This window comes from Shewanella electrica (assembly GCF_022321485.1).
In the GTDB taxonomy this organism is placed as follows: domain Bacteria; phylum Pseudomonadota; class Gammaproteobacteria; order Enterobacterales; family Shewanellaceae; genus Shewanella; species Shewanella electrica.
The window spans coordinates 499809-517985 of the sequence record NZ_JAKOGG010000002.1; the positions used below are offsets into that span (position 1 = coordinate 499809).

Annotated in this window: 13 protein-coding genes; 6 read left to right on the forward strand and 7 right to left on the reverse strand. The window is 47.4% G+C overall.

Annotated elements, in window-relative coordinates:
• Positions 1-174 precede the first annotated feature (174 nt).
• Positions 175-2313, reverse strand: a complete 2139-nt coding sequence (gene pta, locus L9G74_RS04825; RefSeq protein ID WP_238895142.1) for a phosphate acetyltransferase — start codon at positions 2311-2313, stop codon at positions 175-177.
• 117 nt (positions 2314-2430) lie between these two features.
• Entirely contained in the window at positions 2431-3627 is a 1197-nt protein-coding gene (ackA, locus tag L9G74_RS04830; protein ID WP_238895143.1) for an acetate kinase, read from the reverse strand.
• Between the two features lie 147 nt (positions 3628-3774).
• Here ackA and yfbV point away from each other — a divergent pair, with 147 nt between their 5' ends.
• Positions 3775-4218, forward strand: coding sequence for a terminus macrodomain insulation protein YfbV (gene yfbV / locus L9G74_RS04835; protein WP_238895144.1), 444 nt, complete (start codon positions 3775-3777; stop codon positions 4216-4218).
• Between the two features lie 3 nt (positions 4219-4221).
• Here the strand turns inward: yfbV and pflA are convergent, their stop codons facing one another.
• Both pflA and pflB read right to left on the reverse strand, forming a co-directional pair.
• Entirely contained in the window at positions 4222-4962 is a 741-nt protein-coding gene (pflA, locus tag L9G74_RS04840; RefSeq protein WP_238895145.1) for a pyruvate formate lyase 1-activating protein, read from the reverse strand.
• Positions 4963-5007: 45 nt separating this feature from the next.
• Entirely contained in the window at positions 5008-7290 is a 2283-nt protein-coding gene (gene pflB, locus L9G74_RS04845) for a formate C-acetyltransferase (protein WP_238895146.1), read from the reverse strand.
• A gap of 988 nt (positions 7291-8278) precedes the next feature.
• On the opposite strand from pflB, the gene focA reads away from it, so the two are divergent.
• Positions 8279-9175, forward strand: coding sequence for a formate transporter FocA (gene focA, locus L9G74_RS04850; protein ID WP_238895147.1), 897 nt, complete (start codon positions 8279-8281; stop codon positions 9173-9175).
• Between the two features lie 57 nt (positions 9176-9232).
• Here focA and ycaO read toward each other — a convergent pair whose 3' ends face one another.
• Positions 9233-10996: a 30S ribosomal protein S12 methylthiotransferase accessory factor YcaO gene (gene ycaO / locus L9G74_RS04855; protein WP_238895148.1), complete on the reverse strand. Its 1764-nt coding sequence runs from the start codon at positions 10994-10996 to the stop codon at positions 9233-9235.
• Between the two features lie 204 nt (positions 10997-11200).
• On the opposite strand from ycaO, the gene sohB reads away from it, so the two are divergent.
• Positions 11201-12211 carry a protease SohB gene (gene sohB, locus L9G74_RS04860; RefSeq protein WP_238895149.1) on the forward strand — a complete coding sequence of 337 codons (1011 nt, stop codon included), beginning with the start codon at positions 11201-11203 and terminating at the stop codon, positions 12209-12211.
• Positions 12212-12311: 100 nt separating this feature from the next.
• On the opposite strand, the gene L9G74_RS04865 is transcribed toward sohB, so the two are convergent.
• Positions 12312-13367 carry a DUF3083 family protein gene (locus tag L9G74_RS04865; protein ID WP_238895150.1) on the reverse strand — a complete coding sequence of 352 codons (1056 nt, stop codon included), beginning with the start codon at positions 13365-13367 and terminating at the stop codon, positions 12312-12314.
• Between the two features lie 145 nt (positions 13368-13512).
• Here L9G74_RS04865 and L9G74_RS04870 point away from each other — a divergent pair, with 145 nt between their 5' ends.
• Positions 13513-14016 (forward strand): GNAT family N-acetyltransferase, encoded by a 504-nt coding sequence (locus L9G74_RS04870; protein ID WP_238895151.1) that lies wholly within the window; start codon positions 13513-13515, stop codon positions 14014-14016.
• Between the two features lie 3 nt (positions 14017-14019).
• Here L9G74_RS04870 and L9G74_RS04875 read toward each other — a convergent pair whose 3' ends face one another.
• A complete protein-coding gene (locus tag L9G74_RS04875) occupies positions 14020-14631 on the reverse strand; it encodes an arylesterase (RefSeq protein ID WP_238895152.1) in 612 nt (203 codons plus the stop codon).
• A 49-nt stretch (positions 14632-14680) separates the two neighbouring features.
• On the opposite strand from L9G74_RS04875, the gene L9G74_RS04880 reads away from it, so the two are divergent.
• Both L9G74_RS04880 and L9G74_RS04885 read left to right on the forward strand, forming a co-directional pair.
• Positions 14681-15382: an ABC transporter ATP-binding protein gene (locus tag L9G74_RS04880; RefSeq protein ID WP_238895177.1), complete on the forward strand. Its 702-nt coding sequence runs from the start codon at positions 14681-14683 to the stop codon at positions 15380-15382.
• Positions 15382-17835, forward strand: a complete 2454-nt coding sequence (locus tag L9G74_RS04885; RefSeq protein WP_238895153.1) for an ABC transporter permease — start codon at positions 15382-15384, stop codon at positions 17833-17835. Before L9G74_RS04880 ends, L9G74_RS04885 begins: the two co-directional genes overlap by 1 nt.
• The last annotated feature ends 342 nt before the right edge of the window (positions 17836-18177 follow it).

Here is an 18177-nt window from a genome sequence, read left to right on the forward strand (position 1 = left end):
TTATCCACATTTTCTGTGGACAACTTTGTTGAATACTCTAGGTGAACTCGCTAACATCCTGAATTTAGTATTAAATAAATGGTGCTCAAAAAGTGCCGTTAAAAATGCTTTTTATTGAGCGTCTCCAAAAACAAAGGCACCCGAAGGTGCCTTTGTTGCAATTAGCAGCAAATCTTAGTTTTGCGTCGCTTGAATCGCGGTCAGGGCGATGGTGTAGACAATGTCATCCACCAAGGCGCCACGTGACAGATCGTTTACCGGCTTACGCATCCCTTGCAGCATTGGACCAATACTGATGAGGTCAGCACTACGCTGTACCGCCTTGTAGGTGGTGTTGCCGGTGTTCAAGTCTGGGAAGACGAACACGGTTGCTTTACCCGCCACTGGGCTGTTAGGTGCTTTTGAGCGCGCCACATTTGGCATAACGGCCGCATCGTACTGCAATGGGCCATCGATAACTAAATCTGGGCGTTTTTCTTTGGCAATTCGAGTGGCTTCACGCACTTTATCGACATCAGAACCTGTGCCTGAGTTACCTGTTGAGTAACTGATCATGGCAACGCGTGGTTCGATACCAAATGCTTTAGCCGATTCTGCTGATTGGATCGCGATATCTGCTAACTGTTCGGCGTCTGGGTCAGGGTTGATAGCACAGTCACCATAAACCAGTACTTGATCTGGCATCAGCATAAAGAAGATAGATGAAACCAAGCTCGAACCCGGTGCGGTTTTGATCAACTGCAGTGGTGGGCGAATGGTGTTGGCGGTGGTATGCACCGCACCAGACACAATGCCGTCTACTTCGTCTTCAGCCAACATCATGGTGCCAAGTACCATGTTGTCTTCCAGCTGCTCGCGGGCAACCACTTCTGTCATGCCTTTATTACGACGCAATTCCACCATAGGAGCAACGTAGCGTTCGCGCACTTCATCCGGATCGACAATCTCAATACCTTCGCCTAAGGTCAACCCTTGTTGTGAGGCAATACGTTGAATTTCGTCTTTTTTACCGAGTAGCACACAGTGGGCAATACCGCGTTCAGCGCAGATGGCGGCAGCTTTGACGGTACGAGGCTCATCACCTTCAGGCAGTACCACGCGTTTATTCGCAGCACGTGCCAGTTGCGTCAGTTTGTAACGGAATGCGGGCGGAGATAAGCGATTTTCTCGAACCGCATTTTCAGTCACGCTTTCAATCCAGCTTTGGTCAATATGACCAGCCACATAGTCTTGTACCAGTTCGATACGCACGGCATCATCTACCGGCACTTCATGGTCAAAGCGCTGAATATTAAGCGAAGTCTGCCAAGTATTGCTATCAATCAGGAATACTGGCACGCCCGTTTCAAATGCTTGCTCGCACAGTTTCATGATCTCTGGTTCTGGCTCATAGCTACCCGTCAGCAGCAAGGCACCAATTTTTACGCCGTTCATCGCGGCTAAACAGGCAGAAACAATCACATCAGAGCGATCACCTGAGGTAACTAGCAGTGAGTCAGTTTGTAAGTGAGTTACCATATTTGGCAGCGAGCGGGCGCAGAACGTCACTTTGCGTAGCCGACGCGTGTGCATTTCACCAGCGTTGATGATGCGTGCACTTAAGTGTTTGGCAAGATCTGATGCGCGAGGTGATACCAAATCCAAGTTGTATGGCACGCTACCTAAAATGCGCAGTGGACTCTTACCCGGCAGTTGGAACATGCCAGCTGTGTCGCTGCGTTGGATTCGATCTGAGTCAAATACTTCAGATAAGTCTGGCCGTGTACGGCCATCATCGTCTACTGGTGCGCCAATTTTATTGACGATGGCACCAATCAAACGACGGTTTTTGGCGCCGCCCCAAGAGTTGAAGGCAATCTCTAAGCGGTTCATCAAACCGTTAGGCGTGTCGTTACCAGGGGTAGCAACGAAAATCACATCAGCATCTAGTGCTTTGGCGATGGCATAGTTCACGTCATCGGCAAAATGGTGACTGCGAGTATGTACTAAGCCTTCAATGATCAGTGTCTCAGTGTTGCTGGCTGTATCCGCTGCCCGCGCCACAATTTGTTCCATTAACACATCAGTCTGATCGGCGCGGATCAGTGATTCTGCATGGGACATCTCAAAAGGTTCGAGCGGGTTAACAGTAGGGGATTTGCTGAGAATGGTGGTCGAGCGTTCTGGACCTTTATCATTAGGTCGCATTTGCGAGATGGGCTTAAAGAATTGCACTTTTACACCATGGCGTTCGAGTGCGCGCACCATCCCTAAGCTGATTGACGTCAGGCCAACACCTGTGCCAATGGGGATCAACATAATATTACGGGACATATCAACCTCTTGTATGAGCTGCTTCCATTGTCAGCTCTTTGTGAATCTGTCGTTGATTGCGTCATTATACTGCCGCGAGCACATTTGTCGCCGCGGCAGTCGTCAAGGTTTTAGCAATTACTGAATTAAGCGCAACGCGTCTTCGGCAATGACCCACTCTTCATTAGTTGGGATCACCATCGCCACAGTGCTGTCGTCGCTAGTGATAATGCCTTCGTGGCCGAAGCGAGCCGCTAAGTTGCGTTGCTCGTCGACGTTGAAGTTAAAGATTTTTAGATGATCCAGCACTTTTTCACGCACTAATGCTGAGTTTTCACCAATACCACCGGTAAATACTACGGCATCCAATCTGCCTAGTGGCACAGTGTAAGAGGCGATGTATTTGGCTAAGCGATAGCAGAAAATTTCCAGCGCTAAAGTACAACCTTTGTGGCCTTCAGCATAACCATCTTCAATGCCACGACAATCGTTAGTCAGTTCAGAGATCCCCAACAAACCACTTTGTTTGTTGAGCATGTTGTTGACTTCATCGATGGTGTAGCCCAATTGGTGCACTAAGTGGTAGATGATGGATGGATCTAAATCGCCACAGCGAGTGCCCATCACTAAGCCTTCAAGTGGAGTTAAGCCCATTGAGGTGTCCACGCTCTTACCGCCTTTTACCGCAGTGACCGATGCACCATTGCCGAGGTGGGCGCAAATGATGGCGGTGTCTTCTACCGGTTTATTCAACACTTTGGCAGCTTCACGGCTAACAAACAGGTGGCTAGTACCATGCATACCGTAACGACGAATGCTGTGCTCGCGATAGAGTTTATAAGGCAGGGCATAGATATATGCATGGGCTGGCATGGTTTGATGGAATGCGGTATCAAACACGGCCACTTGCGGCAGGTTCGGGAATGACGCAATAGCAGCGCGAATGCCGATGAGATGTGCCGGGTTGTGCAATGGTGCTAGTGAGGCACATTCTTCGATACCGTCGATAACGCTGTCATCAATGATGACCGAGCGGGTAAATTTTTCGCCGCCGTGTACGATACGGTGACCGACCGCCAAAATCTGTGCCGCCAGTTCAGGCAACGGACCAAGGATCTCTTTAACGATAAACTCAACTGCTTCGCGGTGGGCAGTATAAGCGCCTAAGGCAACTTCACGCTTCTCGCCGTTGTATTTCCATTTGATGCGGGAATCTTCTAAGCCAAAACACTCGGCAAGACCAGAGACTTGTTCTTCCCCGGTAAGTGCATCCATCACGGCAAACTTCAATGAAGAGCTGCCACAGTTCAAAACCAACACGAATTTATTTGACATCTTATTTAACCTTTTGCCGTAAACTGACCGGTTCCTACCGTTGCGATGGAACCTGTATTTGCACACTGCTGGCGTGGCGCGATATGGGCGCAAAGCGGTAAATGTGCTATGGTAAAAAGCAATAACTATTTCAGCAGGTGAGCCCATTTGAGTCTTGATATCGTCAACACCCTTAGGGACGGTCAGCGTTATATGCGGACCTGGCCATTGGTGCCACAGCTTGGGTATTTTTTCCCTGAGTATCGCGTTATTCGCGCAACACAACTGGCTAAAAACCTGCTGCCCCTGCTAGCACTGATAGCCGGTGGTGGACAGTTGTTGTTTCTGGGCTGGACGTATCTGCCACAGGCACTGGCTACCACGCTATTTTTTATTAGCTTGCCCCTGCAAGGAGTGTTGTGGTTAGGCTGGCGGGCTCGCCATCCATTGCCGGTGTCACTACTCGGTTGGGGTAATGAACTGAACGCTAAGCTGGCTGGCTTAGGGATCAGTAGTCGTCCACTTGGCATGAATGCCTGTTATATGGACATCGCTTTGCTACTCAAATTGGCTTTCGAACGCCTTGATAAACAGTTCTGGGAAGAACTTTAACGCTTAAAAAGTGGCGTTGAGGCCGTGTGCAGCAAATACGGCTTGTATCTTTTCCATGGTTTCGCGGCTGGGAGGGCTGACGCCATCAAGCTCGTATTTTTCCCCGAGCGCTTCCCACTTGTGTTTGCCTAACTCGTGGTAGGGCAGAAGCTCTACCTTTTCCACATTGCGCATCGGCGCGAGAAATGCAGCCAATTGCTCTGCTGAGGCTTCGTCTTCGGTGTAACCACCGACAACCACGTAGCGAATCCAAGTTTTCTGTCCGCGTTTTGATAAATATTCTGCAAACTGCAATGTACGGTGATTGCTGACTTTCGTTAGATCGATGTGTTTGGCATCGTCCATCTGTTTTATGTCGAGCATCACTAACGAGGTATTGTCGAGCAGTTCATCGATAACCGGGGTGTATTTGCGGACAAACCCGTTGGTATCGAGGCAGGTGTGAAATCCTGCTTCTTTGCAGGCTTTAAACCATGCTGCCACAAACTCTGCTTGCAGTACTGCTTCACCACCGCTGGCAGTTACTCCGCCACCACTGGCTTCATAAAAAGAACGGTAGCTGAGGATTTGTTCCATCAGCTCAGCTACCGTGACCTCTTTACCGTCATCCAAATCCCAGGTGTCACGGTTGTGACAGTATTTACACCGCATCAGGCATCCTTGCATAAAAGCGATAAAACGAATACCAGGACCATCCACGGTGCCGAAAGACTCAATTGAGTGAATTCTACCTACTGTCATCAACTCTCCTAGATAAAGGCTGCAGTGTTATCACTGCAGCCCTTGGGATTAAATGGATTTGGTGAAAGTACGGGTGATTACATCCCGTTGTTGTTCTGGAGTCAGTGAGTTAAAGCGCACTGCATAACCAGATACACGGATAGTTAATTGTGGATATTTATCCGGATTAGCTACCGCATCTTCCAACATTTCACGGTTCATCACGTTCACGTTGAGGTGTTGACCGCCTTCATGACCAGGTTTGTGAGCAAAGTAGCCATCCATCAGTGCTGCCAAGTTACCACGGCGAGCACCATCATCTTTACCCAGAGCGTTTGGCACGATAGAGAAGGTGTATGAGATACCATCTTGTGCGTGAGCAAACGGCAGTTTAGCGACTGAGGTCAGAGATGCAATAGCGCCTTTTTCATCACGGCCGTGCATTGGGTTTGCACCTGGTGCAAATGGCGCACCTGCGCGACGACCGTCAGGTGTGTTACCAGTTTTCTTACCATAAACCACGTTAGAGGTAATGGTCAGAATTGACTGAGTTGGAATCGCGTTACGATACATTTTCTTATCGCGGATCTTGGACATAAAGCGTTCAACCAAGTCACATGCGATATCGTCGACGCGCGCATCGTTGTTACCGAATTTTGGATAATCGCCTTCGATGTCGAAATCTACCGCGATACCGTCTGCATCACGTACGGGTTTCACTTTGGCATATTTGATGGCTGACAGTGAGTCGGCAGCGATAGACAAACCAGCGATACCACAAGCCATGGTGCGGCGCACGTCGCGGTCATGCAATGCCATCAGTGCAGCTTCATAGCTGTATTTGTCGTGCATGAAGTGAATAACGTTCAATGCAGTGACGTATTGGTCAGCTAACCAGCCCATCATTTTATCGAGGCGAGTCATCACTTCGTCATAATCTAATACGTCAGCAGTGATGGCACCCCATTTAGGACCGACTTGTTTTTTCAGTTTTTCGTCAACACCACCGTTGATTGTATACAACAGGGTTTTTGCCAAGTTGGCTCGAGCACCGAAGAACTGCATCTGTTTACCAATGACCATTGGGCTTACGCAGCAGGCGATACCATAGTCGTCTGATTCGAAATCAGGCCGCATCAAATCATCGTTTTCATACTGGATAGAGCTGGTGTCGATAGATACTTTGGCACAGAATTTTTTGAAGGCTTCTGGTAAGGCTTCTGACCACAATACAGTGATGTTTGGTTCAGGGCTTGGGCCCATGTTGTACAGTGTGTGCAAGAAGCGGAAGCTGTTTTTGGTAACCAGTGTACGGCCGTCAATCCCCATACCACCGATAGACTCAGTGGCCCAGATTGGGTCGCCAGAGAACAGTTCATCATATTCAGGAGTACGCAGGAAACGTACCATGCGCAGTTTCATGACGAAGTGGTCAATCATCTCTTGCGCTTGTTCTTCAGTGATTACGCCGTTTTTCAGATCGCGCTCAATGTAGGCATCTAAGAAAGAAGAGGTACGGCCTAATGACATTGCCGCGCCGTTTTGGCTTTTCACTGCGGCGAGGTAGCCGAAGTAAGTCCATTGAATTGCTTCTTTGGCATTAGTTGCTGGGCCAGAAATATCTAAACCGTATTTAGCGGCCATATTTTTCATTTGGCCTAAGGCACGATGTTGTTCGGCAATTTCTTCACGTAACTGAATTACAGCTTGTAAGTCTTCGCCGGCTTCCATCTGCGCTTGCAGTGAACCGAATTGAGCGAATTTGTCTTTCATCAGGTAGTCGATACCGTACAACGCGATACGACGGTAGTCACCAATGATACGACCGCGGCCGTATGCATCTGGCAAACCAGTTAATACGCCTGATTTACGACATGCCAGAATTTCTGGAGTGTAAACGTCAAACACACCTTGGTTGTGAGTTTTACGCAGTTCGGAATAGATGTAGTCCAGTTGTGGATCTAATTGACGGTCATAGGCTTTGCATGAGCCTTCAATCATGCGAATACCGCCGTTAGGTAACAAAGCGCGTTTCAGTGGCGCTTCTGTTTGTAAACCTACGATGGTTTCTAAATCTTTTTGAATATAACCGGCGTCGTGAGAATCAATGGTAGAGACTTTGTCGGTGTCGAAGTCTACTGGGGCGTGTGTGCTGTTTTCCAGCTTAATGCCTTCCATCACTTTGTCCCACAAAGTGGTGGTGGCAGCGGTAGGACCTGCTAAGAATGCTTCGTCACCCTCGTAAGGAGTGTAGTTCTTCTGGATAAAATCACGAACGTTGACTTCAGTTTTCCAGTCACCAGGAACAAACCCTTCCCATGCTTTTTGGAACAGATCAGTTGTTTCGGTCATCGTACTTCACCTTTTCGTTGATAAAGTGGGCGGGATTACTGGGCCTGACTGTTTGTACGGGCCGTTAACCCCTTATTTAGCAGAAACCCCGATTCGCTTGATTGATGAAACCGGGATGTAATTGCCGTTCAATCTGCATCATTCCGATTGTATGCCACGATAAACACTGCAATCAGAATTGGTAAGACCAATTGTCCATAAAGATATTAGCATAATCTGTTGCCGTGCCACACCTAAACCGGACTATTTATACTACTTATTGGCAAAATTGTTACTGAGGTATCAATTTTGCCAGCTATAAGAGCTAGGTCCGTTGAGTAATTAACCAGTTGTTCGTAAAAATTGTAGTTAAATTACATCTAACTTATTGTAGCAATTGCTAATAAAGTTAAACCTATCGTAAAATAATACAAATCCAAATCGATTATTAATGTCTTTACATTGACGCTTCATCTATTTGATGCGAATCGCGTAGTTCTTTTGGCATTGGGTTAATACAGGGCAAGTGTGTTAACCGCTCACATTACTAGCTGACAATTCATCCTAGTAAGGAATGTGGTCAAAAACTGTGATCGTAGTTTCGTAATCGCTAATGTTATGACTGTCGGTAGTTCTATGAGACTAAACGGCCAAATATGCAGCGTTCAAATAGATTGGAGTGTGGTGGGGTCGATGTGGTCTCTGATTTTTCAACTTTCGCTTGCGCGTGATCAACCGATCATGTGCAAGGAATAACGCATTGAGCAAAACGAAAAACTCCATTGGAAGTGAGATCTAGCTAGCATCTTGCAGCGTGTTTATTGATTTTTTTTAGGTTCGAGTGCCAAATAGATCTTGACGGTGATGTAGTTTTGCAATTTCAGTGTGTAAATCAGATGTTTCTTAATTTTTAACATTATTTTTCGTTAGGCATGCCGGTTTCTGTATTGGTGGTGATAGTGAGTATTTGCCCCCGGTAGTCGGCTGACGCTCTGAAGAGGTAGTAAAAATGAAACAGTTCTCTGAACATTTGCAAAACGCCATCAATAGTGGCGAAAGCAAAGTCAATAAAAACTCGCTGCATCGTTTTGCGCAAGCGCTTTACGGCGGCTTTTTTATTGGATTGGCTTTCGTATTTTATGTGACGGTGACGACTGGAACTAAAGAAGCACACTGGGGCATGGTTCACCTCGTCGGCGGCGCAGTATTTAGCTTAGGTTTGATCTTGGTTGTGCTATTCGGCATGGAGTTGTTTACCAGTACCGTACTGACTACCGTTGCTTGTGTTCATGGCCGTGTACCATGGTCACGTACCCTAAAATGCTGGGTAGAAGTTTACTTAGGTAATGCGGTTGGTGCGCTTATCTTAGTTGCTTTGGTGACTGGTGCGGGGGTTAATTTAGTGGCCGGTGGTGAGTGGGGTATCAATGTGATTGGTATTTCACTGCATAAACTGCATCACACTTGGAGCCAAGCCTTTTTCTTAGGTGTGTTGTGTAACATCATGGTGTGTTTGGGTGTGTGGTTGGCGTACATTGCAAAAGATACCGGCACTAAAGCTATGCTGATCATCCTGCCGGTCGCGCTGTTCGTTGCCACAGGTTTTGAGCACAGTATCGCCAATATGTTCATGCTGCCGTTGGGCTTAGTATTTAAAGAAGTTATTCCTACAGATGTACTGTTGGCGCATGGTTATACTGCCGAAGTGCTGGAATCGCTGAATATTGCTCATGTGATTTCGGCCAACCTGATCCCAGTGACTTTGGGTAATATCGTTGGTGGAGCCTTCTTCGTTGGACTGGGATTGTTAGGTACTGAGAAACTCTCTGGTGCTCGCGATCCTCAAGAAGTGCCAGCGACCAAAACTGAATCAGCGCCTGTCAACACTGCTGTATCAGCTAAGTAAATATCAAACTACAAAAAACCGGCTTTTTGCCGGTTTTTTTGTTTCTAATTCATACGTTTACTTCGGCCAGTTACCATGAGCCGCTTTGGCACGTTGTAACTTGTCATAAGCAGCAATCAACGATTGATGTTTAGTAAAGCCGGTAATGCCGTTAGCTAAGTGTAGATCGTAGCCATAAGCCTGTTGGTTGATGTGCGCTAATGCAGCATCCAAATGCGTTGCAGTGAACATACGCTTGAACTGCGGCAGATACTGTTCCAAGTCCAATTCTTGTTCCTGCGCTTGCAAAATAGCCAGCACAGCGTGGTAGAAACGCAAACGTGGTTGGCGATCCGCTGTAATACCATAGGCATTAAAGTCTACCGTCCACTGTGCCCAATCTAATGCGTCTTCCAATTCACCTAAAGCCAACGCCAACAAACAACGCAGTTCGCCGATACGCAGCGTTGACCAAGGGCTGTTGTTGTCTACCGCAATGCCAAGTAACTGATCTAATGGTTGGAACTCATCGACATTGAGTGCATCAACTTCTTCGAGAATGGTTGCTGCCAGTTCGCTGTCGGCGTCGCCGCTGAGCCATTTATCCATTAAACGACGCAATGCTGTACCGCGGTTGTTGTTGGCAAAATGCAAATCGTCGGCTGGGTAGATCTCTGAATAACCTGGTACCAATACACGGCAGGCGTAAGTGGCAAGGTGTTCATAGTCAGCGATATAGACGTCGGCGCCTAACTGGCGGAATTTTTCCAGCAGGAAGCTAAATTCTTCTTGAGTCGAGCCTGAGAAGTCCCAATCTGCAAATGGATAATCACTGTCTTGCTTGAATAGATCCCAAGAGACCAAACCTGATGAATCGATAAAGTGGGTTTCAATGTTGGTGTGGTCGGCCACTTCGTCATTGTTAAATGAAGGAGTAGGGAAGATATCGAGATCTTTCAGGCCGCGACCTTGCAACAGTTCAGTTACGGTACGCTCTAATGCCACACCAAAACGTGGATGAGCGCCGAATGATGCGAAACAACCACCGTTAACTGGGTTAAACAGGGTCACGCAGATCACTGGATACTCGCCGCCTAAAGAGGCGTCAAAGCAGGTGATAGGGAAGCCTTCGGCTTCTAACTTGGCAATCGCTTCAACCACTTTTGGGTAGCGAGCTAATACTTCCGCTGGAATTTCTGGCAGTGAAATACACTCTGCAATGATGCGGTTTTTCACGTAACGTTCAAAACACTCTGACAGCGCTTGGGTACGCGCTTCTGTCTTAGTGTTACCAGCAGACATGCCGTTACTCACATACAAGTTGCCAACGATGTTCATTGGAATATAAACCTGTTGACCATCTGATTGGCGCTCGAACGGCAGGGCGCAAACGCCGCGTGCTTCGTTAGAGGATTGCACATCCACCAGTTGTGACATCGCCACATCTTGCTCTGGATCGTAATGTTCTTTCAGGTAATCATCCATCAAGCCCGCTGGCCAGCCTTCAGCAATTGGAAACCACTTTTCGTTGGGATAGTGTACAAACTCGCTATTAGCTATTTTTTCACCCATGTAGAAGTCAGCGAAAAAGTAGTTACAAGCTAATCGTTCAAAATATTCACCCAATGCACTCGCTAGTGCCGCATCTTTGCTGGCACCTTTACCGTTGGTAAAACAGGCTGGAGATTGTTTGTCGCGAATGTGCACTGACCATACGTTCGGTACGGGATTCAGCCAAGAGGCCTCTTCAATGTCAAAGCCTAAGTTCACCAAACGTTGTTGCATGGTGTTGATGGACACTTCGAGGGCTTCATCTTTGCCCGGAATAAATGTGCGAGTCATGGGATTCCAATATGTTAACCAGATCAAATTTCGCGGCATATTACCATAATTATTCATGGCGATTCTCTATCGATTTGGACTGACTTATGGCGATTTACTTTTCAACCGGCCTTGTCCGCAGAAATAGTTTTCTTATCCGCTGTAACAGTTGCTAGAATGGCGGACCATTAGACCCTCTATGCCTTAAGTAACAGGATAAAAACATTGGAATTTTTATACGAATATGGGCTGTTTTTTGCCAAGGTGGCGACGGTAGTCGTGGCTGTTGCTATTGTTGTGGCAATCATTGTCGGTGCCGCCGTTAAGCCTAAGTCTGAAAAAGGTGAACTGCGTTTGTCTGATTTATCTGATGAACTTGATTCGCTAAAACATCACTTGAATGCTGAATTAATGGATAAGAAAGCGTTTAAGCAATATGAAAAGGCACAAAAAGCGGCTGACAAACAAAAAGCTAAAGCTGATACGCCAAATCAACGTGTATTTGTGATGGACTTTAAAGGCGGCATTGAGGCGGCTGAAGTGGCCTCGCTGCGTAAAGAGATCTCCGCGGTGTTAGCGATTGCCACACCAGATGATGAAGTCGTGGTCAATGTAGAAAGTGGCGGCGGTATGGTGCACGGCTATGGTTTGGCCTCAAGCCAATTAGTTCGTTTCCGTGAAGCCAATATTCCGCTGACCATTTGCGTAGATAAAGTCGCTGCCAGCGGCGGTTATATGATGGCCTGCGTGGCTAACACCATCATTGCCGCGCCATTTGCGATTGTTGGCTCAATTGGTGTGGTGGCGCAGTTGCCAAACTTCAACCGGTTGTTGCGTAAACATGACATCGATTACGAGCAGCACACCGCGGGTCAATTCAAGCGTACGATAACCATGTTTGGTGAAAACACTGACGAAGGCCGCGAGAAATTCCGTGAAGAGTTGGAACAGACTCATCAATTGTTTAAAGGGTTTGTTAGTCAATATCGTCCAACGCTTGAATTAGACAAAGTGGCGACCGGCGAACATTGGTTCGGTCAACAAGCACTTGATTTAGGCTTAATTGATCAAATCGGCACCAGCGATGATTTGTTAATGCGGCTTGCGGGTGAGCGCAAAGTAGTGAAAGTGCAGTACCAAATTAAGAAGAAGCTGGCGGATAAACTGGGACATAGCGCGTCAGTATTGGTGAACAGTTGTTTAGATAGTTTGATATCGCGTAACCGCTCAGTGTAATCGCACTCATCGTGTGCGTAATAGAAAGGCCAGTATTTCACTGGCCTTTTGCTTTTCACTCTAAATCACCACATGTTGCAATGGCGAGAGTTGGAATAATTTAGAGCAAGTAGCTGATGTGTTGATAGAAACGAACCGTCAGCACCTGTTTTTTAGGTTCCAAACCAATAGATTTAGCAAAGTCTTTTAATGCTGCTTCTACTTGGTTCATATAGCGGCAGTAACCTGGCTCGGCATAATCTTGCTGAGTCGCCACTAAGATAAAATCTACCGCTTCCACCATGTGGTTGCCGTCCCAATACGCTTGAAATTGTGGCTCGTTATCTTGTGGATTAAAGCCAATGTGCTGTGTTTCCGCGGTTTTCCCCAGTTTTTCAAACTTACTGTTACGCACCAATGGTGTTAAACCGTTTCCTACCATCGCCACATGTTTCAGATGACGTTGGTTAACTGCGGTGAGGAAATGATCTTGCAAATATTGGTACAGGCCTTGGGTTGTGTGTGCTTCGGCTTGTAAACGTTGTTTTAATTGACGTGACAATGGCAACGTCACTTTTACGTGTGCGGTAGACGTGTAGTCAGCAGGTAGTTCACAGCCGCGTGATTTGTAACGCATGTAGATATTACGCAGTTTGTAGCCATAGGTTTCAGCGCTACCTTTCGCTGCTGCGAACAGGTCATATGACATCTGTTGGTGATCACGCACTTTTAACGGCTGCGATTGTTTTGGCAGTACCGCCATCAGCTTATTCATTACCATGCGCACGTTATTGTGGAATGCGGCGGCGTTGGCGCGAATATCGTTGCCAGTAGCAAGGAACAGAAAGCGCAGTTTGCGGGCACGATAGTTGGCATCAAAGAACAGGTTCTGTGCTTCGTGATGTTCTGGGTCGTAGAAAAACAGGATCTGCTCAGCGGTTTGCAGCGTGTAGGCCTCTGTATGAAAACGCACTACTGGCAATTTATCGTTAGCAATAACGTGCACATTGAATAACTGGTGCACATCTGTCAGCTTAAAAAATTCTTCGGCAATTTGTTTGTAGCATTGGCTGACATCGGTGTAATTTGCCAACAGTTCGTCGGTCAATTTAAGGTCAGCGCTGATATATTGGTTGGTACGCGTTGAAAGCGGTACATAAAGTTTTGACTGTGACATATTGACTCCAAGGGGGCGGTTAAACTTTGTGCGTATTGTAGTCCTGAGTCTTATTCGAAAACATAGATTAGCGCATGATTTATGAGAGATATTTTTTCATGTATCTTTTACTTTGTATTAATTTTTCTAATGGAAAGGAGATCTGGTGATAATTTGTGAAACCGGAAGATTAGTCATCCGCGAGTTTGAAATACGCGATGCTGCTAGCTTATATGCGCTTAATTCTTGTCCAGAGATCATGCAGTTTATTCCGGGTAAACCATCAGCCAGTGTTGTGGAGGCTGAGAAAATCTTACGCGAAGTTATCTTAGAAGATTATCGGCAACAGGGGTTTGGCCGCTGGGCTGTTGAACATAAACAGAATGGCGAAGTGATTGGTTTTTGTGGGCCTAAATATCTCCCCGATTTTGACAAGGTGGAACTTGGTTATCGGTACTTCAAACCTTATTGGGGCAAAGGTATTGGCTATGAAGCGGCATTGGCAGTGTTAGCTGTGATGCCAGACTATTGTCATTGCCAAGATGTTATTGCACTTATCGATCCGGATAATATTGGTTCTGCTAAGCTCGCTCAAAAATTACATATGCATGTTATGGGAATGAGCGAGCTGTTAGGGCGACCAATGCAGATTTACCACAAATGGCTGTAATTTTTAATTCGCGCTTAATTGTTGCTGGTTAGGGTGATTTACCGTGTTTGCACTCACGCTGTTAAGCGCTTTTTCAACGTAAGGCAGCATAAACTCGGTGATTTTGGGTTGAGCTTGTTTGTTGGGGTGGATGCCATCCCGTTGCATCAGCTCTGGATGGGGCGCAATTTCTTTCATAAAAAATGGAATTAACGTGACTTCGCTATCTTGCGCAAGTGTCTGATACACATTCATAAACGCTTTTTCATAGCGCGGGCCATAGTTCGGTGGCACCATGACTTCGGAGAGCATAACTTGTGCGCCAGATTGCTTAGCCAAGGCGATCATTTTTGTAAGATTGTTTTGTAGCTGTTGCGGTGGAAAGCCTCTTAACCCATCATTTCCACCAAGTTCTATTAAAACGATGTCAGGTGCAGCAGAGTCAAGCAATGCTGGTAGTCGCCTAAGACCTCCTGCGGAGGTTTCACCGCTTACCGAACCGTTGACTAATGTATGCTCAGGAAGAGCTTTACGAAGCCCTTCAACCCAGCCATCTTTTTCATTCAGGCCATAACTTGCGCCAAGGCTATCGCCCACAATCAACATTGTGGCAGCATGGCTAGAGACAGACACCATCACCAAACACAGTGGTAATAGCGCCACAGGACGAAAACATAAGGAAGCGATTTTGAACAACAGTGCCATAAAAGTTTCCCAACTGATTAAGACAGTAACAACACAGGAAGGTGAGCTGACTATCCTGAAAGGCATCAATATGGATGTCAAGCATGGTGAAAGCGTCGCTATCTTAGGGCCGTCTGGCTCGGGTAAGTCAACCCTGCTGGGTTTGTTAGCCGCGTTAGATTCGCCAAGCGAAGGTGAAATCAGTTTAGACGGCGTATCATTGGTTGGCTTAGATGAAGAGCAAAAGGCCGCGCTGCGTAAGCAGAAAATCAGTTTTATCTTCCAATCATTTATGTTGGTTGACACGCTTACGGCGTTAGAAAACGTCATGCTCCCCGCTGAATTGGCCGGCATCAAAGATGCGCGCGCCAAAGCGGAACAGATGCTTAATCGGGTCGGGCTTGCACACCGCTTGGGGCACTTGCCTAAGCAATTGTCCGGTGGTGAGCAGCAGCGAGTGGCGATTGCCCGGGCGTTTATCGCGGAGCCCAAAGTGCTGTTTGCCGATGAACCAACCGGAAATCTTGATAAGCACAACGCCGATCGTGTCGCAGACATGCTATTTACCATGAACCGCGAAAGCGCCACCACCTTGGTGCTAGTGACACACGATTTGCAATTAGCCAAGCGTTGTCAGCGCCAACTTGAGATGGCCGATGGTCAGCTATTTGAACTGGCGCCGCAGGAGCAGGAGGTAAGCTGATGGAATGGCAATTAGCTTGGCGGCTATTTAATCGCGAATTAAAGCAAGGACAACTATTGCTGATTATTCTGGCGCTGACGTTAGCGGTGCTGTCTGTCACCGGCTTAGCGCGAGTGAGTGAGCGATTGCAGGTGGCAATCAACGGTCAAGCGGCCAAGTTTATCGCCGCAGATCGCATCATCAACTCACCGCAGCCACTAGACGAGAAAATTCTCACTCAGAGTGAGCAGCTTGGGCTGCAATTGTCGCGCAGCTTGCAGTTTAACTCGATGGTGTACGCGGGCGAAGCGTTTCAATTAGTGACCGTACGTGCGGTAGATGAGCACTATCCACTCAAAGGTAAAGTGGAGTTAGCTGCTGGTGAGGGGCAAATCCTACAGCATGGGCAGCTTTGGTATGAGACGCGTCTGGCGGGATTACTCAATTCGCCACAGCAAGTGGAGTTAGGTAACAGTAGGCTAACAATGGCCGCCGAAATTTTGCGCCTGCCCGATGGTGGCTTTAACCTGTTTGCTTCGTCACCGGTGGTGATGATGCGTTTGGATGACGTGCCTGCTACCGGCGTAGTGCAGCCGGGAAGTCGGGTGACTTATCTGTATCAATTTGCTGGTGATGCGAATGCGTTAACCGCGTTTGAAGAGTATGCCAAGCCGCTGCTGAGTAATTCACAACGCTGGGTTGATGTGCAATCTGGCGATTCTCCAATAGCATCAGCGGTAAATCGTGCGGAACGTTTTCTACTGTTAGCTAGTTTGTTGGGGATTGCTTTAGCGTGCGCGGCAATTGGTATTGCAGCCCAACGTTATTGCCAACGTCACTACGACGTAGTTGCCATGTTAAAAACCTTTGGGGCATCGGCAAAACAGATCCGCTCACTGTTTGGTATGCATCTACTGTTGGTGACATGTGTTGGCGTGGTACTCGGACTATTTGGCGGTTTTCTACTTGATATGGCGATCACGCCCGCATTACCTGCTGAAATTGCGGCATACGAAGCGCCGCTTTGGCGTCCAGTGCTGCTGGGCATTGCGACGGGTTTTATCAGTGCGTTGATGTTTTCTGCCTTCCCGTTGATGAAGTTGCTCGCCATTCCGCCGCTGCGTGTATTACAACGCGACTTAGAAACGTCCAAGTTTGCTAATTGGTTACATCCACTACTCAGTTTGGCCGCAATGGCGTTACTGGGCTGGATGTACTCGCGTTCGTTAACACTGACGTTAACCGTCGTAGCGAGTGTGGTGTTATTGGGCTTGTTGTTGGTGTTGATGGGGTATCTGCTGATCCGCTTAGGTCGTTCGGTGGGTATGAAAACGACCAGCCCTGTGTCGTTAGCGCTGGCGGGGTTGCGTCGGCGCGCGCGGCAAAACTCAATCCAGTTGGTTGGTTTTTCCAGCGCATTAGTGTTGTTACTAACGATTTTGGCGTTACGTCAAGATCTGCTCAATGAGTGGCAAAAACAGCTGCCTGAAGATGCGCCCAATTATTTCTTAGTCAATATCGCCCCTGAAGAAGTTGAGCCGTTACAGGCGTTTATGGATAGCCATCAAATTGTTGCAACGGATATCTATCCGGTGATCCGTGGTCGATTAAGTGCCATCAATGATGAAGAAGTGATTACCCGCGAGCAGCAAGAGCAGGGCGAGCGCGGCAGATTAGGGATCTCGCGTGAACTCAATCTGACCTGGCGAGACACTTTACCGCCAAACAACGACATTTTAGAAGGGCACTTTAATCAGAGTGCGGATGAAGTGTCTGTCGAGTCAGGCGTCGCAGAGCGTTTAGGCATTTCGCTGGGAGACAAGTTAACCTTTATCATCGATAACCAAGCGGTTGATGTAAAAGTTGCCAGTATCCGTTCGGTGCAATGGGAAACATTACAACCTAACTTCTTTATGATTTTCTCCAAAGAAGCATTGGCCCCGTTTATGTTTACCTCGATGGCGAGTTTCCATTTGGCCGACGAGCAAAAGCATGTGGTGCTGGCGCTGATCAAACAATTTCCAACGGTATCGATTATTGATATCGGCGCCATGATGGAACAGTTGCGTGGCATCGTTTCGCAGGTGTCGTTGGCGCTGACATTAGTGTTGGTGATGGTTATTTTGGCGAGTGCATTGGTGATGATCGCACAGACTGAAGCGGGCATGGCGAGTCGCCAGAAAGAACTGGCAGTGCTGAGAACTTTCGGTGCCTCCGGTGGACTACTTCGTTGGGCGACTACACTCGAATTTGCCATTCTCGGCGGCGTTGCTGGCGTACTAGCAGTAACCGTTGCTGAATTTGCATTATGGATTTTGAAAACACAGATCTTTGAACTGCAAGTGTCGGCACATTACTTATGGTGGTGGTTAGCCCCTCTCAGTGGTGCAATACTGGTGGCTTTACTTGGGCTTTGGCGTTGTGCTGGATTGCTAAGAAAGTCTTGTGGTGACTTGCTCAAGCTAGAAGCGTAGCTGATGTTTTTAGCCTGTTGCAGCGTTTGTGCAACTGGTAGATGTCAAAAAGGGAGCTTTGCTCCCTTTTGTATTGCGTAAGCGCATCTAACAGGTACAACCTAATTCCACCAACCTTTGGCATTGACAACTTCTAGTTCGATTAAACCTTGAGGCAACTCAGCTTTTTTCCGTTGTTGCTTAGCCAAGCCGAGTATTTTTCTGATTTTAGTCAGCATAGCGGTTGCCTTAAGCGATTTGGGAAGCAGGCTTCAGTTTGATGTAAGGTACGCTAGCTAACTCAGCTGGCTTCAGTTTAATGTACGGTACGCTAGCTAACTCAGCTGGCTTCAGTTTAATGTA